General features: G+C 49.0%; 25 protein-coding genes. 13 read left to right on the forward strand and 12 right to left on the reverse strand.

Annotated elements, in window-relative coordinates; genetic code table 11:
• Positions 1–29 precede the first annotated feature (29 nt).
• The 5 genes from uxaB to sad all read right to left on the reverse strand — a co-directional run bounded on the left by uxaB (position 30) and on the right by sad (position 6,002).
• A complete protein-coding gene (uxaB, locus tag LG381_RS15570; RefSeq protein WP_000854609.1) occupies positions 30–1,481 on the reverse strand; it encodes a tagaturonate reductase in 1,452 nt (483 codons plus the stop codon).
• A 226-nt stretch (positions 1,482–1,707) separates the two neighbouring features.
• On the reverse strand, positions 1,708–3,126 hold the full coding sequence (locus LG381_RS15575) for a diguanylate cyclase (protein WP_137598467.1): 1,419 nt from the start codon (positions 3,124–3,126) through the stop codon (positions 1,708–1,710).
• Positions 3,127–3,264: 138 nt separating this feature from the next.
• Positions 3,265–3,624 carry a DUF4186 domain-containing protein gene (locus LG381_RS15580; RefSeq protein ID WP_105280463.1) on the reverse strand — a complete coding sequence of 120 codons (360 nt, stop codon included), beginning with the start codon at positions 3,622–3,624 and terminating at the stop codon, positions 3,265–3,267.
• Positions 3,624–4,550 (reverse strand): glutaminase B, encoded by a 927-nt coding sequence (gene glsB, locus LG381_RS15585; RefSeq protein WP_000257398.1) that lies wholly within the window; start codon positions 4,548–4,550, stop codon positions 3,624–3,626. The genes LG381_RS15580 and glsB overlap by 1 nt, the downstream gene beginning before the upstream one ends.
• A gap of 63 nt (positions 4,551–4,613) precedes the next feature.
• Positions 4,614–6,002 (reverse strand): succinate-semialdehyde dehydrogenase, encoded by a 1,389-nt coding sequence (sad, locus tag LG381_RS15590; RefSeq protein ID WP_225762617.1) that lies wholly within the window; start codon positions 6,000–6,002, stop codon positions 4,614–4,616.
• A 100-nt stretch (positions 6,003–6,102) separates the two neighbouring features.
• Here sad and LG381_RS15595 point away from each other — a divergent pair, with 100 nt between their 5' ends.
• Complete coding sequence (locus tag LG381_RS15595; protein ID WP_105289758.1) at positions 6,103–6,963, forward strand: LysR family transcriptional regulator; 861 nt, start codon at positions 6,103–6,105, stop codon at positions 6,961–6,963.
• A 147-nt stretch (positions 6,964–7,110) separates the two neighbouring features.
• Positions 7,111–8,301 carry an L-arabinose MFS transporter gene (ydeA, locus tag LG381_RS15600; RefSeq protein WP_032225203.1) on the forward strand — a complete coding sequence of 397 codons (1,191 nt, stop codon included), beginning with the start codon at positions 7,111–7,113 and terminating at the stop codon, positions 8,299–8,301.
• Positions 8,302–8,482: 181 nt separating this feature from the next.
• On the opposite strand, the gene marC is transcribed toward ydeA, so the two are convergent.
• Entirely contained in the window at positions 8,483–9,148 is a 666-nt protein-coding gene (marC, locus tag LG381_RS15605) for an NAAT family transporter MarC (RefSeq protein ID WP_000885044.1), read from the reverse strand.
• A 211-nt stretch (positions 9,149–9,359) separates the two neighbouring features.
• Here marC and marR point away from each other — a divergent pair, with 211 nt between their 5' ends.
• The 3 genes from marR to marB are packed head-to-tail and all read left to right on the forward strand — an operon-like array spanning position 9,360 to position 10,447.
• Positions 9,360–9,794, forward strand: a complete 435-nt coding sequence (gene marR / locus LG381_RS15610) for a multiple antibiotic resistance transcriptional regulator MarR (protein ID WP_000843428.1) — start codon at positions 9,360–9,362, stop codon at positions 9,792–9,794.
• Between the two features lie 20 nt (positions 9,795–9,814).
• On the forward strand, positions 9,815–10,198 hold the full coding sequence (marA, locus tag LG381_RS15615) for an MDR efflux pump AcrAB transcriptional activator MarA (protein WP_000091195.1): 384 nt from the start codon (positions 9,815–9,817) through the stop codon (positions 10,196–10,198).
• Between the two features lie 30 nt (positions 10,199–10,228).
• A complete protein-coding gene (gene marB / locus LG381_RS15620; RefSeq protein WP_000803538.1) occupies positions 10,229–10,447 on the forward strand; it encodes a multiple antibiotic resistance protein MarB in 219 nt (72 codons plus the stop codon).
• A gap of 30 nt (positions 10,448–10,477) precedes the next feature.
• On the opposite strand, the gene eamA is transcribed toward marB, so the two are convergent.
• The gene (gene eamA, locus LG381_RS15625; protein WP_000087182.1) at positions 10,478–11,377 is read right to left on the reverse strand and encodes an O-acetylserine/cysteine exporter; all 900 of its coding nucleotides are present in this window, start codon (positions 11,375–11,377) and stop codon (positions 10,478–10,480) included.
• Positions 11,378–11,572: 195 nt separating this feature from the next.
• On the opposite strand from eamA, the gene ydeE reads away from it, so the two are divergent.
• Positions 11,573–12,760 carry an efflux MFS transporter YdeE gene (ydeE, locus tag LG381_RS15630; protein ID WP_225762618.1) on the forward strand — a complete coding sequence of 396 codons (1,188 nt, stop codon included), beginning with the start codon at positions 11,573–11,575 and terminating at the stop codon, positions 12,758–12,760.
• Between the two features lie 35 nt (positions 12,761–12,795).
• Here the strand turns inward: ydeE and LG381_RS15635 are convergent, their stop codons facing one another.
• Positions 12,796–13,194, reverse strand: coding sequence for a rhodanese-like domain-containing protein (locus LG381_RS15635; protein ID WP_176251454.1), 399 nt, complete (start codon positions 13,192–13,194; stop codon positions 12,796–12,798).
• A gap of 94 nt (positions 13,195–13,288) precedes the next feature.
• On the opposite strand from LG381_RS15635, the gene ftrA reads away from it, so the two are divergent.
• From ftrA to LG381_RS15650, 3 genes are all read left to right on the forward strand, one after another.
• Positions 13,289–14,260 (forward strand): transcriptional regulator FtrA, encoded by a 972-nt coding sequence (gene ftrA / locus LG381_RS15640; RefSeq protein WP_123058178.1) that lies wholly within the window; start codon positions 13,289–13,291, stop codon positions 14,258–14,260.
• A gap of 107 nt (positions 14,261–14,367) precedes the next feature.
• Entirely contained in the window at positions 14,368–14,463 is a 96-nt protein-coding gene (gene mgtS / locus LG381_RS15645; RefSeq protein WP_000901364.1) for a protein MgtS, read from the forward strand.
• Positions 14,463–14,567 carry a hypothetical protein gene (locus LG381_RS15650; RefSeq protein WP_212976461.1) on the forward strand — a complete coding sequence of 35 codons (105 nt, stop codon included), beginning with the start codon at positions 14,463–14,465 and terminating at the stop codon, positions 14,565–14,567. Before mgtS ends, LG381_RS15650 begins: the two co-directional genes overlap by 1 nt.
• A gap of 115 nt (positions 14,568–14,682) precedes the next feature.
• On the opposite strand, the gene dgcZ is transcribed toward LG381_RS15650, so the two are convergent.
• Both dgcZ and ydeI read right to left on the reverse strand, forming a co-directional pair.
• On the reverse strand, positions 14,683–15,573 hold the full coding sequence (gene dgcZ, locus LG381_RS15655; RefSeq protein WP_000592847.1) for a diguanylate cyclase DgcZ: 891 nt from the start codon (positions 15,571–15,573) through the stop codon (positions 14,683–14,685).
• A gap of 258 nt (positions 15,574–15,831) precedes the next feature.
• On the reverse strand, positions 15,832–16,224 hold the full coding sequence (gene ydeI / locus LG381_RS15660; RefSeq protein ID WP_085460713.1) for a YdeI family stress tolerance OB fold protein: 393 nt from the start codon (positions 16,222–16,224) through the stop codon (positions 15,832–15,834).
• Positions 16,225–16,515: 291 nt separating this feature from the next.
• On the opposite strand from ydeI, the gene LG381_RS15665 reads away from it, so the two are divergent.
• On the forward strand, positions 16,516–17,034 hold the full coding sequence (locus tag LG381_RS15665) for a 2-oxo-tetronate isomerase (RefSeq protein WP_032225211.1): 519 nt from the start codon (positions 16,516–16,518) through the stop codon (positions 17,032–17,034).
• A gap of 45 nt (positions 17,035–17,079) precedes the next feature.
• Here the strand turns inward: LG381_RS15665 and dcp are convergent, their stop codons facing one another.
• Positions 17,080–19,125, reverse strand: a complete 2,046-nt coding sequence (dcp, locus tag LG381_RS15670) for a peptidyl-dipeptidase Dcp (RefSeq protein WP_225762619.1) — start codon at positions 19,123–19,125, stop codon at positions 17,080–17,082.
• 136 nt (positions 19,126–19,261) lie between these two features.
• Between dcp and ydfG the strand changes: the two genes are divergently transcribed.
• The 3 genes from ydfG (at position 19,262) to ydfZ (ending at position 21,161) form a co-directional block, all read left to right on the forward strand.
• Positions 19,262–20,008, forward strand: a complete 747-nt coding sequence (gene ydfG / locus LG381_RS15675) for a bifunctional NADP-dependent 3-hydroxy acid dehydrogenase/3-hydroxypropionate dehydrogenase YdfG (protein WP_010346482.1) — start codon at positions 19,262–19,264, stop codon at positions 20,006–20,008.
• Positions 20,009–20,096: 88 nt separating this feature from the next.
• Positions 20,097–20,783 (forward strand): DNA-binding transcriptional regulator rspR, encoded by a 687-nt coding sequence (rspR, locus tag LG381_RS15680; RefSeq protein WP_000215570.1) that lies wholly within the window; start codon positions 20,097–20,099, stop codon positions 20,781–20,783.
• 174 nt (positions 20,784–20,957) lie between these two features.
• Entirely contained in the window at positions 20,958–21,161 is a 204-nt protein-coding gene (gene ydfZ, locus LG381_RS15685; RefSeq protein WP_000214710.1) for a putative selenium delivery protein YdfZ, read from the forward strand.
• A gap of 35 nt (positions 21,162–21,196) precedes the next feature.
• Here ydfZ and LG381_RS15690 read toward each other — a convergent pair whose 3' ends face one another.
• On the reverse strand, positions 21,197–22,657 hold the full coding sequence (locus tag LG381_RS15690) for a mannitol dehydrogenase family protein (RefSeq protein ID WP_222680569.1): 1,461 nt from the start codon (positions 22,655–22,657) through the stop codon (positions 21,197–21,199).
• Between the last annotated feature and the right edge of the window lie 9 nt (positions 22,658–22,666).

Raw genomic sequence — 22,666 nt, forward strand, 5'->3', positions numbered from 1 at the left:
GAAACCCGGTCGAAACCGGGTTCAGAGTATTAGCACAACGGACGTACAGCTTCGCGCATTCCTTTTTCGAGAATCGCATCCAGGTCATTAGCAACCTGCTCGACCAGACCAGGCACTTGCGTCAGGTCCTGCTCCCAGTGGTCTTTTTCTGCTAACACAATCGCAACCAGTTCCTGGGTGCCGATAACGCGGTCACGATGCTGGCTCCAGAGTTGCTGGTAACGTTCCAGCCAGTGCGCATCGTCCTGTACCGGATACGTTTCTCCGTTACGCTCTCCGCGATAGAACGCAATCAATGCCGCTAATGCGAAAGTGAGGCGCGCCGGAAGTGTGCCGTTTTCCTTCTGCCCTGCCAGCAACTGCGGCAGGATGCGGGTGCGGAACTTGGTCATACCGTTGAGCGCGATAGACAGCAGCTGATGCTTAATGTACGGGTTACGGAAACGCCCGGTGACGGCACTGGCGAAAGATTCCAGTTCATCACGTGGCAGATCCAACACCGGAATAATCTCTTCGTAAATGGCTTTTTCAACGAATGCGCAAATTTCAGCATCGTTCATCGCTTCGCCGACGGTATCCAGCCCTGCCTGGAACGCCACCGGCACCAGCGCGGTGTGTGCGCCATTAAGGATTGCTACTTTGCGCTCTTTATACGGTTTAATATCGTCAACAATCAGCACGTTAAGCGGATATTTATCCAGACGCAGTTCAGTCGCTAAGGATTTCGGCCCCTGAATCACAAACAGGTAAAAGTGTTCAGCGGTGTCGAGGAAACCATCGTGATAGCCGAGTTCAGCTTCCAGTTTAGCCACTTCATCACGCGGATAACCGGTAACGATGCGGTCCACCAGCGTAGAACAGAAACTGTTAGCCTGATCCAGCCATTGAATAAATGCTTCGGGCAGTGCCCATTCTTGTGCGTAGCGCAGCACCAGTTCACGCAACGCGTCGCCGTTGTAGTCGATCAGCTCACACGGAATGATGATCCAACCTTTATCCAGCGCGCCGTTGAAATGGCTGAAACGTTCGAACAGCAGACGCGTCAGTTTTGCCGGATAGCTTACTGCTGGCGCATCATCAAATTTGTCGCCCGCATGATAGCTAATACCCGCTTCTGTGGTGTTGGAAAAGACGAAGCGCATTTCCGGATTATGTGCAAGTTTCAGGAATTCATCGTAGTCACCGTAGACGCTGATTTCACGGTTTACAGAACGAATCAGACGCGCATCGCTGACCGCTTCTCCCTTCTCATTCAGGCCACGAATAATGGTGGTATACAGACCATCCTGCGTGCTCAGTGACGGCGGGAATGAAGTTTCAATCGGACGAACAACGACCACGCCAGAATTCAGGTCGGTGTGTTCATTCAGGAGATCAATTTGCCAGTCAACAAAGGCGCGCAGAAAGTTACCTTCACCAAACTGAATGATTCGTTCTGGATACTGTGCACCGGGAAAATCGCGACGATTTAGTGTTTTCACAATGGGTTCCCTTTTGATTAGTCATACAACCTGCTTGAATTGGTACGACAGGTTAGCAAACTTTAATACATTGAACCCCTGTTTTGATCAACTCGTGATGATTAATTAGCAGGTTTAAGATAAAAATGTGGCACAGATCATGGTTCCATCGAGGATTTTCCTCTTTCTCCAGTCGACAGAGTGGTAGAACACATTACGCTAAAACTGTGACAAAACAACAAAGCTGTCAGACAACTTCCTCACCATAACGCATGGTACTGGTGCGGTTACGCCCGTCTTTCTTCGACCGATAGAGACACGTATCAGCTTCGACCATCAATTTATTGAAGTCATCGGTTAGTGTGCGGTATGAAGCATCCCCACTACCGACGCCGATGCTAACCGTCAGATAAAGCGTCTTTTGTTGCCAGGTAAACGGTTGTAGTTCAACGCCTTTACGAATTTTCTCCGCCATCAGCAGACCATCAACGGGATTCATTGATGGCACGGCTACGGCAAACTCTTCGCCTCCCATTCTCGCCACCAGCCCCTTATCGCCGACAATTTTCTGAATATGCTGGGCAAACACGCTTAACACTTTATCGCCACACTCATGACCATAGTTATCGTTAATGCTTTTGAAATAGTCGATATCAAGCAACATGACGGTCAGATGTTGTGTCTGTTGCAGCGATGGACTTTTCAGCGCCTCATAAAGACCGGATCGTGAGTAAACCTGAGTCAGAAAATCAAAGTCGGCTCGCAGCGCAACTTGCTTCATTAGCGAATTAATCGCTGCCACGCTAAAGGAAACCATAATTGGGCAAATCGCCATCGTGGCAATGCCCAGACGTGCGGAAAACATCTGCGGAATAAAGAACGGCGAACCGACGGCGATATCAATTACCGAATTTGCTACCAGTACGATCTCCACTGCTCCGGTGATAAAAGTCAGCAGACACGTCACCTGTGGCGTATAGCGCACTGCACACCAGATTAATGCAGGCAGCGGGAACGCCAGACTCCCCGCTCCGCCAATGACGACCGAGGCAATAACCGACACAATAAGCGCAATGGCTGGCATCATCTGCTCTGCTTTAAAGCGCGGCAATACCCCAGGAATTGCCAGCGTCAGCATACAAGGCACAATCAACACGCCTGTTGAGAATTGTTCACTAAACCAGTCAGCAAGCAAAGGCCAGAAATCCAGGCTATCAATACTAACCGAACCAATCGCCCCGACGATGGCACATAATAAAGCGGCAATCAGACAATAATTAAATAACCGTAATGCGCTTACTGGCTCGTACTTATTTTTCCCCAGACGCTTATCCCGCATAACCAGTAGGGAGACAGTTACGATAAACATCATATTGGACAAATTGATAACCAGTGAAACCAGCCCCCATTCGGTGGTCATGGCATCATAAACCAGCATTGCTACGTAACAGATGGCATAGTAATGCAGACGATTAAGCCAGACGTAGCGGGCAAATACCCCTGCCATCACGCCATTCAGCGGCCAGAAAAGAGAAAGTTCGTGAACCAGGCGTAGCTCTGCACCTATAAAATAGAACAGCGTCGTTAGCGCAAAAATTGCAATGCTATTACGTAGTAGATGACCTTCCTGGAACAAACGGAAAGTGGATATGGGGTGTACATGCATTAATTATCTGTCCATACAATTGCGAGTGGCAATTATCTCAACGCAATAAGTAAATTCTCATAAAGGATAGCATGTTCGCTGACAGCGGCGACAAAGAAAGATATCAATCAGATGATCTTTTGGCTTTTACCACCATTCTTATGGCTGATTCATCTGAATAACCAGCCAGTGATAGATAACCGTCACGATATAACGTTGTTGTTCCTCACTTAACGAAACACCCTGCGGAATGTTATGCCACTTAGCCAGACAGCCACGGCAGCAGGTCGCGGTGGCGTGTTGAGCGATAAACACCGGATGCCCTCGCATGGGGGTTTGCTTCCCGTCGTTCGCCGGTAATGCCGGCGCAAGACGCTTAGCGACAAAATCTGCCGCATGTTGTTCAATAACCGGCGCGCCCTTCTCCAGACAATACTGACGCTCCTTGACGCCCAGACGAAAGCGAGAGCGAAATTTTGAACGGGCTAAACGCGCGAAGAGTGGATCAAGTGGCTGCATTAATAAACCGAGCGTCCTAACTGTTTCGTTAATTGTTCAAGTACTGCGATACCGGCAAGCGAGTTACCTGCATCATCCAGTTCCGGGCTCCATACCGCGATAGCCATTTCATGCGGGACGATCGCAACAATACCGCCGCCAACGCCAGATTTCGCCGGAAGGCCTACCCGCCAGGCAAACTCCCCCGCGTTCTGGTACATTCCGCTCGTTGCCATCAACGCGTTAATTTGCCGCGCCTGCATCGGCGTCACTACGGGCTCATCGATATGAATAGCCTTTCCCTGATTTGCCAGAAAAACAAACGTCCGCGCCAGCTCAACGCAGCTCATTTTCAGTGCACAGTAATGAAAGTAGTTTTGCAGAACGGTTGTCACATCATGATGGAAATTGCCAAACGACTTCATCAGCCAGGCAATAGCCGCATTTCGCGCGGAATGTTCAAACTCGGAACGGGCAACCACCGTATCGTAGGCAATATCAGACACGCCGCTTAAGCCGCGCACGACTTCCAGCATACGTTGCCGTGGTGCGCTTAATCGCCCTTGCAACATATCGCAGACCACCAGCGCACCGGCATTAATAAACGGATTACGCGGAATGCCCTGCTCCATTTCCAGTTGGACTAAGGAATTGAACGGAGATCCCGACGGATCTTTGCCGACGCGTTGCCAGATTTCTTCTTCGGAGTAATGACGCATAGCAACAACGAGACTGAGCACTTTGGAAATAGACTGAATAGAAAAACGTTCTTGCGCGTCTCCGGCCTGGAAAAGCTGCCCATCAACGGTACAGATAGCAATCCCCAGACGGGAACCATCGACGGTTGCCAGTGCCGGAATATAATCAGCGACTTTACCCTGACCAATTAGCGGACGTACTTGCCGCAAGATATTTTCTAAAATTGCATTATCCATGGCGACTGCCACTCTCTGCTCCTTGCTCGCAGGTCTGAAAAGACCTGCGAGTATAACAGAGCTAAATATGTGACGTCAGATCCGGTCTTTCCACACCGTCTGGATATTACAGAACTCATGTAAGCCGAAATGAGAAAGTTCACGCCCAAAACCGCTCTTCTTCACACCGCCAAAAGCGACCCGTGCGTCGCTGGCGCAGAAACCATTGATAAACACGCCGCCGCATTCCAGACGTGCCGCCATCTGTCTGGCTCGTGTTTCGTCAGCGGTAAAGATCGTCGCAGAAAGGCCGAACTCACTGTCATTCGCCAGTTCCAGCGCATGTTCTGCATCTCTCGCTACGGTGATTGCCGCAACGGGGCCAAACATTTCTTCACGAAACGCGGTCATTTCTGGGGTGACATTTGCCAGAACCGTTGGCGGATAGTAGTTACCTGCCCCAGCCATCTTTTCCCCGCCCAGTAACAAACGTGCGCCCTGCGCCAGGGTTTTTTCCACCTGATGATGCAACTCATCACGCAAGTCAAAACGTGCCATCGGACCAAGATCGTTCTCTTCGTCACGGGGATCGCCCATTTTCAACGCTGCCGCAGCTGCCACAAAACGTTCGGTAAATGCCGAAGCAATCCCCTCTTCGATGATAAAACGTTTTGCCGCCGCGCAAACCTGTCCGGTATTCTGGTAACGCCCGGCAACCGCCGCTTTAACCGCCAGTTCCAGATCGGCATCGTTAAGCACAATAAACGGATCTGAACCGCCCAGCTCCAGTACGCATTTTTTCAGTGCCGCACCAGCCTGTGCACCGATAGCCGCTCCCGCACGAACACTCCCGGTCACGGTGACTGCCGCAATACGTGGATCTTTAATCATCTGACTGACACCATCGTTGTCAGCATTTAGCCAGCCATATACGCCCTGAGGGATACCCGCGTCTTTAAACACCAGGGCAATGAGCTGAGCACAGCCCGTCACATTCGGCGCGTGCTTAAGTAAGTAGCCGTTACCTGCAAGAATGATGGGAACAGCGCCGCGCATCACCTGCCATAAAGGAAAGTTCCACGGCATAACTGCCAGAATCGTCCCCATTGGTCGATACTCAATAACCGCCTGCTGATTCTCAACCAGCGTTGGCTCTGCTTTCAGCATTGCCGGACCATGTTCTGCATACCAGTCACACAAATTCGCCGATTTCGCCACTTCAGCGCGCGCCTGGTTGATTGGTTTGCCCATTTCGCGGGTGATCATTTGCGCTATCTCTTCGCTGCGAGTACGCAGAGCTTTACCGATATCTCGCAGTTTTTCCGCCCGGTAATCTACGCTTGTCTCGCGCCAGCCGCGAAAACCTTCCACTGCAAGCTGAAGAGCGTTTTCAATATCGTCAGCGCCTGTCCAGGGCAGTGAAGACAGTTGTTCACCATTGGCTGGATTTATCGAAATGGCATGGGTCGCCGGAGTGATGGTCATTGGGGTATCTCCTTTATGAGTTATGGTTTGAAGATACGTAGATTTACTCTTGTTTGAAAATGAATAATATTAAGCCACTTATTCACAAATCGAGAATGCTATGGATCTGACTCAACTGGAGATGTTCAACGCAGTTGCCGAGGCAGGCAGCATTACCCAGGCTGCGGCTAAAGTACATCGTGTGCCGTCGAATCTCACGACTCGTATACGTCAACTGGAAACAGAGCTCGGTGTTGAGCTGTTTATCCGCGAAAATCAGCGTTTACGGCTTTCTCCCGCCGGGCATAACTTTTTACGCTACAGCCAACAAATTCTCGCGTTGGTGGATGAGGCGAGAAATGTCGTGGCTGGCGATGAGCCACAAGGTCTGTTTTCTCTCGGATCGCTGGAAAGCACCGCCGCAGTGCGTATTCCGGCAACGCTGGCAGAATTTAACCGTCGTTACCCCAAAATTCAGTTTTCACTTTCCACCGGCCCTTCCGGCACGATGCTGGACGGCGTACTGGAAGGAAAACTGAATGCGGCATTTATTGATGGGCCGATTAACCATACCGCCATCGACGGGATACCGGTGTATCGTGAGGAGCTGATGATCGTCACGCCGCAAGGACATGTGCCAGTTACCCGTGCCAGTCAGGTTAATGGTTACAACATCTATGCCTTTCGCGCCAATTGTTCGTATCGCCGTCATTTTGAGAGCTGGTTTCATGCTGACGGTGCCGCACCGGGGACTATTCATGAGATGGAGTCGTATCACGGGATGCTGGCCTGTGTGGTCGCGGGTGCGGGCATTGCGCTTATCCCTCGTTCTATGCTGGAAAGTATGCCGGGGCATCACCAGGTTGAAGCATGGCCGTTGGCTGAGCAATGGCGTTGGTTAACAACCTGGCTGGTCTGGCGTCGCGGTGCGAAAACGCGCCCGCTTGAGGCGTTTATTGAACTGCTGGATGTACCAGACTAAATGTTGTACCGGCTACTCACGCTGCCGTTGATACAGCATGACATGAATCGGCGAAACGCGACATAGATCACAAAACCGTTGTATTCAGATCATTAACCGTTTTAAGATCATTTCATTACCTTTTCGCAACTCATCCGATAATCGGTTATGACAACAAATATGGTTTCCCGCAAAGTGGCGTGGCTACGGGTCGTTACGCTGGCCGTTGCCGCCTTCATCTTCAATACCACCGAATTTGTGCCTGTAGGTTTGCTTTCTGATATTGCGCAAAGTTTTCATATGCAAACCGCACAGGTCGGTATCATGTTGACCATTTATGCGTGGGTAGTGGCGCTATTGTCACTGCCTTTTATGCTAATGACCAGTCAGGTCGAACGCCGCAAATTGCTGATCTGTCTGTTTGTGGTGTTTATCGCCAGCCACATACTGTCGTTTTTATCGTGGAGCTTTACCGTTCTGGTAATCAGTCGCATTGGTGTGGCTTTCGCCCATGCTATTTTCTGGTCGATTACGGCGTCTCTGGCAATCCGTATGGCGCCAGCCGGAAAGCGAGCGCAGGCATTGAGTTTAATTGCCACCGGCACAGCACTGGCGATGGTATTAGGTTTACCTATCGGGCGCATTGTGGGGCAGTATTTCGGCTGGCGAACAACCTTCTTCGCGATTGGTATCGGGGCGCTTATCACCCTTTTGTGCCTGATCAAATTACTTCCATTGCTGCCCAGTGAGCACTCTGGTTCGTTAAAAAGTCTTCCGCTGCTGTTTCGTCGCCCGGCATTGATGAGCATTTATTTGCTGACGGTAGTCGTGGTCACCGCCCATTACACGGCATACAGCTATATTGAACCTTTTGTGCAAAACGTTGCGGGGTTCAGCGCCAACTTTGCCACAGCATTGCTGTTGATGCTCGGTGGTGCGGGCATCATTGGTAGCGTCATTTTCGGTAAGCTGGGTAATCAGCACGCATCTGTGCTGGTCAGTGCGGCGATTGCGCTATTGCTGGTGTGCCTGGCACTACTGTTGCCTTCGGCAAGTAGCGAGATACACCTCGGCGTGCTGAGCATTTTCTGGGGGATCGCGATGATGATCATCGGACTTGGGATGCAGGTTAAAGTACTGGCGCTGGCACCAGATGCCACCGACGTTGCGATGGCGCTCTTTTCCGGGATATTTAATATTGGTATCGGCGCCGGGGCGCTGGTGGGTAATCAGGTAAGTCTACACTGGTCGATGTCGATGATTGGTTATGTGGGTGCAGTTCCGGCTCTCGCCGCGTTGATATGGTCAATCATCATATTCCGCCGCTGGCCTGTGGCACTTGAAGAACAGACGCAATAGCTTCCATGCACGAACGAGCCTTTCAGATTATTGACAACGTGCGCTTTGTTTATGCCGGATGCGGCGGGAACGCCTTATCCGGCCTACAACTCAATACATTGCAGAGATTACGTAGGCCTGATAAACGTAGCGCATAGGCAATGTTGCGTTTGTCATCTGCTCAGACCCATTTGGGTCTTTTTTAATGGTAAGTTTTAATAATTTCCAGGATGCCGTTAATAATAAATTGCACGCCCATACAAACCAGCAAGAAGCCCATCAGGCGGGAGATCGCTTCAATTCCCCCTTTCCCCACCAGCCGCATAATGGCACCAGAGCTACGTAGACTTCCCCACAAAATGACCGCCACCAGGAAAAAGATCAGCGGCGGCGCAACCATCAGCACCCAGTCCGCGAAGGTTGAACTCTGACGCACCGTTGACGCCGAGCTAATGATCATCGCAATGGTTCCCGGTCCGGCGGTACTTGGCATTGCCAGTGGCACAAAAGCAATATTGGCGCTGGGTTCATCTTCCAGCTCTTCCGATTTGCTTTTTGCTTCCGGTGAATCCGTTGCCTTTTGCTGGGGAAAGAGCATACGGAAACCGATAAATGCAACAATTAACCCCCCAGCAATACGTAGACCAGGAATCGAAATGCCGAACGTATCCATCACCAGTTGCCCGGCGTAATACGCCACCATCATGATGGCAAATACGTATACCGAGGCCATCAACGACTGGCGGTTACGTTCGGCGCTGTTCATGTTGCCCGCCAGGCCAAGAAATAACGCGACTGTCGTTAATGGGTTGGCTAACGGCAGCAACACCACCAGCCCCAGACTAATTGCTTTAAACAAATCTAACATTGGTGGTTGTTATCCTGTGTGTCTGAGTCATCAGCGAAAAGTATAAAGGGAAAACAAAGAGAAAGTTTCACTCTTTAACTAATCTTGCATAGCACTGACCAAAACTTGAACCGATTTAGCAAAACGTGGCATCAGACAATTCATTCATTTGACTTATACTTGCCTGGGCAATATTATCCCCTGCAACTAATTACTTGCCAGGGCAACCAATGTGAAAAGTACCAGCGACCTGTTCAATGAAATCATCCCCTTGGGTCGCTTAATCTATATGGTTAATCAGAAGAAAGACCGTCTGCTTAACGATTATCTGTCTCCGCTGGATATCACTGCGGCACAGTTTAAGGTGCTCTGCTCTATCCGCTGCGCAGCGTGCATTACGCCGGTTGAACTGAAAAAAGTGTTGTCGGTCGACCTGGGGGCACTGACCCGTATGCTGGATCGCCTGGTCTGTAAAGGCTGGGTGGAACGGTTGCCAAACCCGAATGACAAGCGCGGCGTGCTGGTAAAACTCACCGCCAGCGGCGCAGCAATATGTGAACAATGCCATCAATTAGTTGGCCAGGATCTGCATCAAGAATTAACAAAAAACCTGACGGCGGACGAAGTGGCAACGCTTGAGCATTTGCTTAAGAAAGTCCTGCCGTAAACAAAAAAAGAGGTATGACGATGTCCAGACGCAACACTGACGCTATTACCATTCATAGCATTTTGGACTGGATCGAGGACAACCTGGAATCGCCACTGTCACTGGAGAAAGTGTCAGAGCGTTCGGGTTACTCCAAATGGCACCTGCAACGGATGTTTAAAAAAGAAACCGGCCATTCATTAGGCCAATATATCCGCAGCCGAAAGATGACAGAAATCGCGCAAAAGCTGAAAGAAAGCAACGAGCCGATACTCTATCTGGCAGAACGTTATGGTTTCGAGTCCCAGCAAACGCTGACCCGAACCTTCAAAAACTACTTTGATGTTCCGCCGCATAAATACCGGATGGCTAATATTCAGGGCGAATCGCGCTTTTTACATCCATTAAATCATTACAATAGCTAGTTGAAACGTGACAACGTCACTGAGGCAATCATGAAACCACTTTTATCCGCAATGATAACCGCGCTTATTGTCTTTTCTGCGCAAGGCTTTGCGGAACAAACCACGCAGCCGACAGTTATTCCCTGTGGTGATGAAGTGATTGTTCCCCCATCGCAGGAACAACCACCATTCGATTTAAATCACATGGGTACAGGCAGTGATAAGTCGGATGCGCTGGGCGTGCCCTATTATAATCAACACGCCATGTAGTTAATTCTGGCCCCGACATATCGGGGCTTATTAACTTCTCACCTTCACCGCTTTACGCCACCGCAAACCAAACACATTGATATACAGCCCGCCCATTATCAGCACCGCACCGAAAAATTGCAGACCCGTTAATCGTTCATCTAACAATAACGCCGCACTTGCCAGACCGACTACCGGGACAAGTAACGATAACGGTGCCACGCGCCAGGTTTCATAACGCCCAAGCAGCGTACCCCAGAGCCCATAGCCGACAATCGTCGCCACAAACGCCAGATACATCAGAGACAAAATGGTGGTCACGTCGATAGTGACCAGGCTGTGAATCATTGTTGCGGAACCATCGAGAATGAGCGAGGCGACAAAGAACGGGAGAATCGGGATCAATGCGCTCCACACTACCAGCGACATCACTGCCGGGCGCGATGAGTGCGACATGATCTTTTTATTGAAGATGTTGCCACACGCCCAGCTAAATGCTGCCGCCAGGGTCAGCATAAAACCGAGCATCGCCACATGCTGACCGTTCAGGCTACCTTCAATCAACACCAGCACGCCAAATATCGCTAAGGCGATCCCCGCAAGTTGCTTGCCATGTAGTCGTTCACCGAAAGTAAACGCGCCGAGGACAATCGTAAAAAACGCCTGTGCCTGTAAAACCAGCGAGGCCAGACCTGCTGGCATACCGAAGTTAATGGCGCAGAAGAGAAAGGCAAACTGCGCAAAACTGATGGTTAAACCATACCCCAGCAGCAAATTCAGCGGTACTTTCGGTCGTGCGATAAAAAAGATTGCCGGGAAGGCCACCAGCATAAAGCGCAAACCGGCCAACATCAGCGGTGGCATATTATGAAGCCCCACTTTGATGACCACAAAATTAAGCCCCCACACAACCACTACCAGTAGCGCCAACAACCCATCTTTTCGCGACATTCTACCGCCCCTGAATTTTCATCTTTTGTAAGCAATCAACTTAGCGGAATTTACTTTTTTTTAACAGTTGATTCGTTAGTCACCGTTTACGACGGCATTAATGCGCAAATAAGTCGCTATACTTCGGATTTTTGCCATGCTATTTCTTTACATCTCTAAAACAAAACATAACGAAACGCACTGCCGGACAGCCAAATGAACTTATCTCTGCGACGCTCTACCAGCGCCCTTCTTGCCTCGTCGTTGTTATTAACCATCGGACGCGGCGCTACGCTGCCGTTTATGACTATTTATTTGAGTCGCCAGTACGGTCTGGGTGTTGATTTGATTGGTTATGCGATGACAATTGCACTCACTATCGGCGTCGTTTTCAGCCTCGGATTTGGCATTCTGGCGGATAAGTTCGACAAGAAACGTTATATGTTACTGGCGATTACCGCCTTCGCCAGCGGCTTTATCGCCATTCCCCTGGTGGACAACGTGACGCTTGTGGTGCTGTTCTTCGCGCTCATCAACTGCGCGTATTCCGTTTTTGCTACCGTGTTGAAGGCCTGGTTTGCCGATAATCTTTCCTCTGCCAGTAAAACGAAGATCTTCTCGATCAACTACACCATGCTCAACATTGGCTGGACCATCGGCCCACCGCTCGGCACGCTGTTGGTGATGCAAAGTATCAATCTACCCTTTTGGCTGGCAGCCATCTGTTCTGCGTTTCCTGTGCTTTTCATCCAAATTTGGGTGAAACGCAGCGAGAAAATCATCGCCACAGATACCGGCAGCGTCTGGTCACCAAAGGTTTTGTTACAGGATAAAGCTCTGCTGTGGTTCACCTGCTCAGCCTTTCTGGCTTCTTTCGTGAGCGGAGCGTTTGCCTCGTGCATTTCACAATACGTGATGGTGATTGCTGATGGTGATTTTGCCGAAAAGGTGGTCGCGGTTGTTCTTCCGGTTAATGCTGCGATGGTAGTTACGTTGCAATATTCCGTGGGCCGGCGCATTAATCCGACCAATATCCGCGCGCTAATGACGGTCGGCACTCTCTGCTTTGTCATCGGTCTGGTCGGGTTTATCTTTTCGGGCAACAGCCTGCTACTTTGGGGAATTTCAGCCGCCGTGTTTACTCTTGGCGAAATCATTTATGCCCCTGGTGAATATATGTTGATTGACCATATTGCACCGCTAGGGATGAAAGCCAGCTATTTTTCCGCCCAGTCTTTAGGCTGGCTTGGTGCAGCGATTAACCCATTAGTGAGTGGCGTCGTGCTCACCCGCCTGCCGCCGTCCTCGCTGTTTGTCATCTTAGCGTTGGCGATCATTGCTGCATGGGTGCTGATGTTAAAAGGCATTCACGCAAGACCCTGGGGGCAGCCGGTTCTTTGTTGACTCTCTGCCGTGCCTTAACGGCACGGCTTGACTCATTATTTTCCTGTTGCAAAGGCGTAGCCTTCATCTTCCCAGCCGGTTACCCCGCCGATCATGATTTTAACTGGCCTTCCTAACCGAGCCAGTTTGAGTGCCGCGCGGTCTGCGCCGTTACAATGGGGCCCCGCGCAATACACCACAAACAGAGTATCTTCCGGCCATTGAGCCATTCTCTCTTCGGTCATTTGCTTATGGGGCAGATGAATTGCGCCTGGGATATGCCGACGGGCGAAATCCTCTTCACGTCCGACCACATGCAGCAAAACGAAATCATCGCCAATGTAGGCCAGCGAGTCATGAACATCGGCGCAATCCGTTTCAACACTCAAACGCATGAGAAAATGCGCTTCGGCAACGTCCGGTTTCGCTGCGGTAAATTCAGTGACATAACGCATATTGCTTTTTCCTTTTGGGTTGTTGTGTTAACAATAATGTAACCAATCAACCTTTCACTGACCGCCTTCCGATATGCCAGAAAAGAGTAAAATGATGCCAACATTGCAGCGCCCGCTGGTTGTTGTATTGGCTTATGACGGACTATGCACTTTCGAATTTGGTGTAGCCGTTGAAATCTTCGGCCTGCCGCGACCGGAACTGGGCGATAACTGGTATCGGTTTGCTGTTGCTGCGGTAGAACCCGGTGCGCTGCAAGCTACTGGCGGGATCCACGTAGTTGCGGATGGCGGGCTGGAGCTACTGACTGAAGCCGATATGATTATTATTCCAGGCTGGCGCGGTATAGATGCAACAGTACCAGAAATGCTATGCCAGGCGTTGCGCGAAGCACATCAACGCGGTACTCGCCTGGTTTCGATATGCTCGGGCGTATTTGTCCTTGCCGCCGCTGGCCTTCTTCACCAGCGAAAAGCGACCACCCACTGGCGCTACACGGAACAACTCCAGCATCGTTACCCTTCAATTCACGTAAGTGACAATGTGTTATATCAGGATGAAGGACAAGTGATGACCTCCGCTGGAAGCGCAGCAGGGATCGATCTGTGCTTACATATCGTGCGCAAAGATTATGGTCACGAAATTGCTAATAATGTCGCCCGGCGGCTGGTCATTCAGCCTCATCGCCACGGTGAGCAACCACAAAACCTGACACGCCCGATGGCTGCGCCGCGTGAAAGCCATACGTTAGGCGCATTATTCGACTTTTTACAGCAAAATCTGGCACAAACGCATACCGTTGCCTCTCTCGCCGGACGAGTGAATATGAGTCAACGTACTTTTTTAAGACGCTTTGTCGCCTTAACGGGTATGACACCCGCCCGCTGGCTTCTCAATGAGCGATTAATACGAGTGGAAGATTATCTGCAAAATTCGTCGTTTAGCATCGATAAAATTGCAGATCTGACGGGGTTTGGTAATTCATCTTTACTGCGTCATCATTTTCACCAGCGTTTTTTATTATCCCCTTCACAATATCGGAAAAACAGCCGTTCCTCATCACATTAACCCTCTAATTCAGCCTTCGTTTAGGTTACCTCTGCTAATATCTTTCTCATTGAGATGAAAATTAAGGTAAGAGAGGAAACACACCACACCATAAACGGAGGCAAATAATGCTGGGTAATATGAATGTTTTTATAGCTGTACTGGGAATAATTTTATTTTCTGGCTTTCTGGCCGCGTATTTCAGCCACAAATGGGATGACTAATGAACGGAGATAATCCCTCACCTAACCGGCCCCTTGTTACAATTGTGTACAAGGGGCCTGATTTTTCTGACGGCGAAAAAAAACCGCCAGTAAACTGGCGGTGAATGCTTGCATGGATAGATTTGTGTTTTTACTTTTGCGCTAACAGGCTTTTCTCTGCACTGGTAACGGATCATTGACACAGTAGCATTATTTTTCTCAATGAATGTTAAACGGTGCTTAAACTCGGGTAATCACGTTTTGTTCGTCAATAAACATGCAGCGATTTCTTCCAGTTTGCTTACCCTCATACATTGCCCGGTCTGCTCTTCCGATGACCACATCCAGCGGTTCTTCAGGAAATGCGCGGCTCACACCTGCGGTCACGGTTATGTTGATATGCCCTTCAGAATATGCGATTGCATGGGTATCGACTCGCTGGCAAATACGTACTCCGGCACGACATGCATCTTCATCATTAGCAGCTTTGACAATGATGATAAATTCTTCGCCACCATAGCGATAAACCGTTTCGTAATCACGCGTCCAGGTAGATAAGTAAGTTGCCAGGGTGCGTAATACCACATCACCGATTAAATGCCCGTAGGTATCATTAACCAATTTAAATCGGTCTATATCCAGCAGCATTAAATAGAGATTCAGTGGTTCAGCATTACGTAATTGATGATCAAAGGATTCATCAAGAACCCGACGACCAGGTAATCCAGTCAGAACATCCATATTGCTACGAATTGTCAGCAAATAAATTTTGTAATCTGTTAATGCTGCAGTAAAAGAAAGTAACCCTTCCTGAAATTCGTCAAAATGAGCGTCCTGCCAGCGATTTTCGACAATTGCCAACATTAATTCCCGACCACAGTTATGCATATGTTGATGGGCAGAATCCATTAGCCGAACGTAAGGTAATTCATCGTTATCGAGTGGCCCCAGATGATCAATCCAGCGACCAAACTGGCACAGTCCATAAGAATGGTTATCCGTAATTTCTGGCTTACTGGCATCTCTCGCGACCACGCTGTGAAACATACTCACCAGCCACTGATAATGGGCGTCGATAGCCTTATTGAGATTTAGCAAGATGGCATCGATTTCCGTTGTCTTCTTGATCATTGCCACTCCTTTTTCACAGTTCCTTGTGCGCGCTATTCTACCGAGAGAAAAGAAAAATTACGTCAATATTTTAATAGAAATCCTAATCTGAGACGACGTTAAAGATAACATTGTGATTTAAAACAAAATAAGCAGATAAAAAAGTGTTTAATACTGTAAATTATCTCTTCCTTGCACCATAAAACAGAGGCAAATAACATAAACAGTAAAGCCTGATGCCCCTATTGATTGGGCCATCAGACGCATTTATTTTTGTGACTATTTCTGCAGATGTGTGACCCGAACGACGGCTGGAGTGCTTTTCTTATCCAGACTCCCGCTAATGTTGATCATCTGGTCAGGCTGAACTTGTCGTCCATCAAAGACGGCAGCAGGAATAACAACATTAATCTCACCGCTCTTATCACGAAAAACGTAACGGTCTTTACCCTTGTGGGAAATCAAATTACCACGTAATGAAACTGAGGCACCATCATGCATAGTTTTCGCAAAATCAACGGTCATTTTTTTTGCATCATCAGTTCCGCGATAGCCGTCTTCTATTGCATGTGGCGGTGGTGGCGCAGCATCCTGTTTTAAACCTCCCTGATCATCTGCCAACGCATAAGGCATGACAAGAAAACCTGCTAATACAATGGCCTGAAATTTCATACTAACTCCTTAATTGCGTTTGGTTTGACTTATTAAGTCTGGTTGCTATTTTTATAATTGACAAATAAGAATCGTACTGATTGTTATAAAACAATTAAAATCAGTCAGCTAGCAACAAAATTTGCTGCAAATTTAACTCAAAAAAGACAATAAAAAGATTAATGAAAGCTGTGTTTAAGTCTTAAATATATTTTCAGAATAATCGGATTTATAAATCTGATTTTTATTATAGTGAAAGAACATACCAAAAAGGCAAATCACCTTTGCAGCTAATAACGTGGACAAACAACGATGAACATTAATAGCAATAAAATTGTACAACTTGCAGATAGCGATACTATTGAAAACCTGACATCCGCGTTGAGCCAAAGACTTATCGCTGATCAATTACGCTTAACTACCTCCGAATCATGCACTGGCGGTAAGTTGGCTTGCGCGCTGTGTGCTGCTGAAGACACACCAAAGTTTTACGGCGCAGGCTTTGTCACTTTTACCGATCAAGCCAAAATGAAAATCCTTGGCGTCAGTCAGCAATCTCTTGAGAAATATACGGCGGTGAGCGAGAAGATAGCGGCAGAAATGGCAACTGGCGCCAAAGAGCGCGCAGATGTCGATATTAGTATTGCCATTACCGGCTACGGTGGGCCTGAAGGTGGGCAGGATGGTACGCCCGCAGGCACAGTCTGGTTCGCATGGAATATAAAAGGAAATACGCATACTGCGGTTATGCATTTTGATGGTGATTGCGAAACAGTATTAGCATTGGCGGTTCGATTTGCACTGGCGCAGCTTTTGAAATTACTGGAGTGACTTTCTGGCCTGGCTTTACGCCAGACCAGCTATATTTACAGAAAATTAGACGTTCAGTCCGCGATGTTGCAACATCGGCGCAATCTGTGGTGCCTTACCGCGCCATTGACGATACAAACGTTCTAAATCTTCGCTGTTGCCTCTGGAAAGAATCGCCTCGCGAAAACGTTGCCCATTCTCACGCGTTAAGCCGCCCTGCTCGACAAACCATTGATAACCGTCGTCTGCCAGCATTTGCGTCCACAAATAGGCGTAATATCCCGCCGCATATCCGCCACCAAAAATGTGGGCAAAATAACTGCTGCGATAACGTGGCGGTATGGCGGGAAGATTCATATTTTCCGCCACCAGCGCCCGCAGTTCGAAATCATTCACATCCTGCATCGCTTCATGCTCTTGCAGACAGTGCCAGCGCATATCAAGAAGTGCGGCGCTAAGCAATTCGCTCATCTCATAACCTTTATTGAACAGGCTGGCATTACGCATTTTTTGTTGTAACTCTTCCGGCATTGCTTTCCCGCTCTGATAATGCCGGGCGTAGCGCGCGAATACCTGCGGATGCATTGCCCAATGCTCGTTGATTTGCGAAGGAAATTCGACAAAATCGCGTGGTGTATTGGTGCCAGAAAGCGTGGCATAACGCTGGCAGGCAAACAGACCGTGCAACGTATGCCCAAACTCATGGAATAATGTAATAACATCGTCCCACAGCAACAATGCGGGTTCGTCTGCCGCCGGTTTCTGATAATTACAAACGTTATAGATTACCGGGCGTGTTTCATTAAGCGTAGATTGTTCTACAAAATTCCCCATCCATGCGCCGCCGCTTTTTGAGTCACGGGCGAAGAAATCACCGTAAAATAACGCCAGCCCCACGCCATTATGATCAAAAATTTCCCATACGCGGACATCAGGATGGTAAACAGGAATATCAAAACGTTCGACAAACTTAATACCGAAGAGCTGATTCGCAGTCCAGAATACACCTTCATTCAACACTGTGTTTAATTCGAAATAAGGTTTGAGCTGCGCTTCATCAAGACAGAATTTCTCCCGCCGCACCTGTTCAGCATAAAATGCCCAGTCCCACGGCTGGGCACTGAACTCACCCTGCTGATTATCGATAACCGCCTGTATAGACGCTAATTCATCGCTCGCACGTTGACGCGCCGCCGGAACAATTTCCCGCATAAAATTGAGTGCTGCTTCTGGTGTTTTTGCCATCTGATCGGCAATTTTCCACGCGGCATAATAAGGGAAGCCAAGTAATTTGGCCTGTTGGGCGCGGATCTCCACCAGCCGTTGAATGATGGAACGAGTATCATTGCCATCGTTTTTTTCCGCGCGTGTCCACCCCGCAGTGAACAGTTTTTCACGTGTAGAACGATCGCTGAGTTCCGCAAGCGCCGGTTGTTGCGTGGTATTCAGCAATGGGATGAGCCATTTGTTTTCCAGACCTTTCTCGCGAGCCGCCTCTGCCGCCAGCGCAATTTCTTGCTCACTCATGCCTGCCAGTTGCGAAACATCGTCAGCCACCAGCCCTCCGGATTTGTTCGCGGCTAATAACCGCTGGTTAAACTGACTGGTCAGGGTAGCGGCTTCTGTGTTCAGCACTTTTAATTTTTCTTTATCGGCATCTTCAAGTTTGGCACCGGCAAGAACAAAACGCTGATGAATAACTTCTACCAAACGAACAGATTCACTATCAAGGCCCAGCGTTTCACGCCGCTGCCAGACAGCATCTACCCGCGCGAATAATTCGCCATTCAGGTAGATATCATTAGCCAGTTCCGCCAGTTCCGCCGAGAACTGTTCATCGAGACGCTGTAATTCATCATTAGTATGCGCCGAGGTCATGGCAAAGAAGACGCTGGTAACGCGAGTGAGTAACTCCCCGCTCTTTTCGAGGGCCAGAATAGTGTTAGTAAAATCGGGCGTCTGCGGGTTTAAAGCTATCGCCTCTATCTCAATCCGCTTTTGCCGCATCCCCTCATCGAATGCCGGGCGATAGTGTTGATTTTCAATCTGATCAAAATGAGGAGCCATATACGGCAGAGTGCTCTGCGTAAGGAAAGGATTCGTCGTTGACATTTTCTACTCCTGAAAACGAGGTGTTCCATAGCGTAGGCTTACTGATAACGGAGTGCAATCTTGCAAACCAGTATTACCCGCTCTTAAGCATCACGTGCTATGTTATTGACACACAAAATCGTTGAGGAACAGTGAGATGATCGTTTTAGTAACTGGAGCAACGGCAGGTTTTGGTGAATGCATTACACGTCGTTTTATTCAACAAGGGCATAAAGTTATCGCCACTGGCCGTCGCCAGGAACGGTTGCAGGAGTTAAAAGACGAACTGGGAGATAATTTGTATATCGCCCAACTGGACGTTCGCAACCGCGCCGCCATTGAAGAGATGCTGACTTCGCTTCCTGCCGAGTGGCGTAATATCGATATTCTGGTAAACAATGCTGGACTGGCGCTGGGTATGGAACCTGCACATAAAGCCAGCGTTGAAGACTGGGAAACTATGATTGATACCAACAACAAAGGCCTGGTGTATATGACCCGCGCTGTCCTGCCTGGCATGGTCGAGCGTAATCATGGTCATATTATTAACATTGGCTCAACGGCGGGTAGCTGGCCATATGCTGGTGGTAACGTTTATGGCGCGACAAAAGCGTTTGTTCGTCAGTTCAGCCTGAATCTGCGCACTGATCTGCATGGTACGGCAGTACGTGTCACCGACATCGAACCGGGGCTGGTGGGTGGCACCGAGTTTTCCAATGTTCGCTTTAAAGGTGACGACGATAAAGCGGAAAAAACCTATCAAAACACCGTTGCGCTGACGCCAGAAGATGTCAGCGAAGCAGTCTGGTGGGTTGCTACACTCCCTGCTCACGTCAACATCAACACACTGGAAATGATGCCGGTTACCCAAAGCTATGCCGGACTGAATGTCCATCGCCATTAATTTTTATACCCGGCTTAACCGCCGGGTTATTGCTTGTCACAAAAAAGTGGTAGACTCACTGAGTTAACCCACTCACAAGCAAGAACGAATGACCGTCGAAACGCAACTTAATCCCACACAACCTGTCAATCAGCAGATTTATCGTATTCTTCGCCGCGACATTGTCCATTGTCTAATTCCACCGGGCACACCGTTGTCGGAAAAAGAAGTTTCTGTTCGTTTCAATGTGTCACGCCAGCCGGTTCGTGAAGCCTTCATAAAACTGGCAGAAAATGGCCTGATTCAAATTCGCCCGCAGCGTGGCAGCTACGTCAATAAAATTTCCATGACTCAGGTACGCAACGGTAGTTTTATTCGTCAGGCTATTGAGTGTGCCGTCGCCCGCCGGGCGGCGAGCATGATTACCGATAGCCAGTGCTATCAGCTTGAGCAAAATCTCCACCAACAACGTATTGCCATTGAACGCAAACAACTGGATGATTTTTTTGAGCTGGATGATAACTTCCATCAAATTCTGACGCAGATTGCCGACTGTCAGCTTGCGTGGGACACCATTGAAAACCTGAAAGCAACTGTTGACCGCGTGCGCTATATGAGCTTTGACCACGTATCGCCACCTGATATGTTGTTACGTCAACATATGGATATTTTTACTGCTCTACAAAAACATGATGGTGATGCGGTAGAAAAAGCAATGACTCTGCATTTGCAGGAAATAAGTGAATCCGTGCAGCTGATCCGCCAGGAAAATAGCGACTGGTTTAGCGAAGAGTAATTCATTTCCTCTCATCCCATCCGGGGTGAGAGCCCATCCCTTTCTTCTGGTTCATGCAAGCATCAAAAAAGATGTGAACTTGATCATAAACAAAAAAATATTCACTCGACAGGAGTATTTATATTGCGCCCGTTACGTGGGCTTCGACTGTAAATCAGAAAGGAGAAAACACCTATGACGACCTACGATCGTAACCGTAACGCAATCACCACTGGCAGCCGTGTTATGGTTAGCGGCACCGGTCACACTGGCAAGATCCTGTCGATTGACACTGAAGGTCTGACCGCAGAGCAAATCCGTCGCGGTAAAACCGTGGTTGTTGAAGGTTGTGATGAAAAACTCGCGCCTCTGGACCTGATTCGTCTCGGCATGAACTAAGCATGTGAATGCCGCCGATGGCGGCATTGCTGTTTTTACCTCTCGATATATTTCGCCACGGTCGCTTTCGCGCCATGCGCTAATAGAGACAAGTACGCTTCCGTCACCTTTGCAACAAACAAGTTATTGTTCGGCAAATTATCACCAAATATCGCCTTAATCGCCATCAACGACTGCACACGCGTTTTCCCTTCGGCACTACTTTGCACAGCCTTTTGAATGACCGCTAGTAACGGATCGCTAATCTCAATCTGATTTCCCTGTTCATCAACACCACCAACATAACGCATCCAACCAGCGACGCCCAGCGCCAACAGATCGAACGCGTTGTCATGCGCCAGATGCCAGCGAATTGAATCCAACATCCGCTGTGGCAGTTTCTGACTACCGTCCATTGCAATCTGCCAGGTTCGGTGGCGTAAAGCCGGGTTGCTGTAGCGTTCAATCAATCGATCGGCATAATTTTGCAAATCTACACCCTGTACTTTCAGCGTGGGCGCCTGTTCCTGCAACATCAAGGCATGTGCTGCATGACGATAATTTTCATCTTCCATACAGTCGTTAATGTGCTGATATCCCGCCAGATAGCCCAGATAAGCCAGGAAGGAGTGGCTACCGTTGAGCATACGCAGTTTCATCTCTTCATAAGGCAGCACATCGCTGACCAGTTCAGCGCCTGCTTTTTCCCATTCCGGGCGTCCGGCAACAAAATTATCTTCAATCACCCACTGACGGAACGGCTCACACGCCACGCCTGCCGGATCGCGCACGTTGGTAAGTTGTTCGATTTTATCCAGCGTTTCCGCCGTCACTGCGGGTACAATGCGATCCACCATTGTCGATGGGAAAGTCACGTTTTCCTCTATCCATTGCGCCAGTTTTACATCTACAGCCCTGGCGTATGAAGTGACAACGTCACGCATAACGTGACCGTTTTCTGGCATGTTGTCGCATGACATAACGGTAAACGCGGGAAATCCTGCGGCTTTACGGCGAGCCAGCGCCTCGACAATCACGCCTGTTGCTGTTTTCGGCTGGTGGGGATTTTGCAAGTCGGCAGCTACCATCGGGTGATCCATCATTAACTGTCCGGTCGCCGGAGAGTGGAAATACCCTTTTTCGGTGATTGTCAGAGAGACAATTGCGATTTGCGGTTCACACATCGCGGCCAGCACGGCTTCTAAGCCATCAATTTGTACGTGCAGCGCCTTTTTCACGACGCCAACGACGCGAGCGGTCCACGCATCAGCCGACATTTCCGCAACGGTATAGAGATTATCTTGCTGTTTAAGATCGACGATTTGCTGTTCGCCGCCAATCAGATTCACTTCATAGTAGCCCCAATCGCTGTGATGCTGGGCAGCCAGGATATCGGCATACACGCCCTGATGCGCGCGATGAAATGCGCCAAACCCTAAATGAACAATTTTTGGCGTCAGGTTATTACGATCATAAACAGGGAGTGTCGCTTTTGCGGATAACAAATTATTTCCCATGACGTTTCC

This window comes from Escherichia sp. Marseille-Q3837 (assembly GCF_916618735.1).
GTDB classification, from domain to species: domain Bacteria; phylum Pseudomonadota; class Gammaproteobacteria; order Enterobacterales; family Enterobacteriaceae; genus Escherichia; species Escherichia ruysiae.

Excerpts from the sequence above, each read along its gene's own strand:
- ydfZ (WP_000214710.1), top strand. The coding sequence starts at position 20,958 with ATGACGACCTACGATCGTAACCGTAACGCAATCACCACTGGCAGCCGT.
- ydeI (WP_085460713.1), bottom strand. The coding sequence starts at position 16,224 with ATGAAATTTCAGGCCATTGTATTAGCAGGTTTTCTTGTCATGCCTTAT.
- dgcZ (WP_000592847.1), bottom strand. The coding sequence starts at position 15,573 with ATGATCAAGAAGACAACGGAAATCGATGCCATCTTGCTAAATCTCAAT.
- ydfG (WP_010346482.1), top strand. The coding sequence starts at position 19,262 with ATGATCGTTTTAGTAACTGGAGCAACGGCAGGTTTTGGTGAATGCATT.
- mgtS (WP_000901364.1), top strand. The coding sequence starts at position 14,368 with ATGCTGGGTAATATGAATGTTTTTATAGCTGTACTGGGAATAATTTTA.
- eamA (WP_000087182.1), bottom strand. The coding sequence starts at position 11,377 with ATGTCGCGAAAAGATGGGTTGTTGGCGCTACTGGTAGTGGTTGTGTGG.
- ftrA (WP_123058178.1), top strand. The coding sequence starts at position 13,289 with ATGCCAACATTGCAGCGCCCGCTGGTTGTTGTATTGGCTTATGACGGA.
- marA (WP_000091195.1), top strand. The coding sequence starts at position 9,815 with ATGTCCAGACGCAACACTGACGCTATTACCATTCATAGCATTTTGGAC.
- rspR (WP_000215570.1), top strand. The coding sequence starts at position 20,097 with ATGACCGTCGAAACGCAACTTAATCCCACACAACCTGTCAATCAGCAG.
- LG381_RS15575 (WP_137598467.1), bottom strand. The coding sequence starts at position 3,126 with ATGCATGTACACCCCATATCCACTTTCCGTTTGTTCCAGGAAGGTCAT.
- dcp (WP_225762619.1), bottom strand. The coding sequence starts at position 19,125 with ATGTCAACGACGAATCCTTTCCTTACGCAGAGCACTCTGCCGTATATG.
- ydeA (WP_032225203.1), top strand. The coding sequence starts at position 7,111 with ATGACAACAAATATGGTTTCCCGCAAAGTGGCGTGGCTACGGGTCGTT.
- marC (WP_000885044.1), bottom strand. The coding sequence starts at position 9,148 with ATGTTAGATTTGTTTAAAGCAATTAGTCTGGGGCTGGTGGTGTTGCTG.
- LG381_RS15580 (WP_105280463.1), bottom strand. The coding sequence starts at position 3,624 with ATGCAGCCACTTGATCCACTCTTCGCGCGTTTAGCCCGTTCAAAATTT.
- LG381_RS15665 (WP_032225211.1), top strand. The coding sequence starts at position 16,516 with ATGAACATTAATAGCAATAAAATTGTACAACTTGCAGATAGCGATACT.
- LG381_RS15635 (WP_176251454.1), bottom strand. The coding sequence starts at position 13,194 with ATGCGTTATGTCACTGAATTTACCGCAGCGAAACCGGACGTTGCCGAA.
- marB (WP_000803538.1), top strand. The coding sequence starts at position 10,229 with ATGAAACCACTTTTATCCGCAATGATAACCGCGCTTATTGTCTTTTCT.
- LG381_RS15650 (WP_212976461.1), top strand. The coding sequence starts at position 14,463 with ATGAACGGAGATAATCCCTCACCTAACCGGCCCCTTGTTACAATTGTG.
- sad (WP_225762617.1), bottom strand. The coding sequence starts at position 6,002 with ATGACCATCACTCCGGCGACCCATGCCATTTCGATAAATCCAGCCAAT.
- LG381_RS15595 (WP_105289758.1), top strand. The coding sequence starts at position 6,103 with ATGGATCTGACTCAACTGGAGATGTTCAACGCAGTTGCCGAGGCAGGC.
- LG381_RS15690 (WP_222680569.1), bottom strand. The coding sequence starts at position 22,657 with ATGGGAAATAATTTGTTATCCGCAAAAGCGACACTCCCTGTTTATGAT.
- ydeE (WP_225762618.1), top strand. The coding sequence starts at position 11,573 with ATGAACTTATCTCTGCGACGCTCTACCAGCGCCCTTCTTGCCTCGTCG.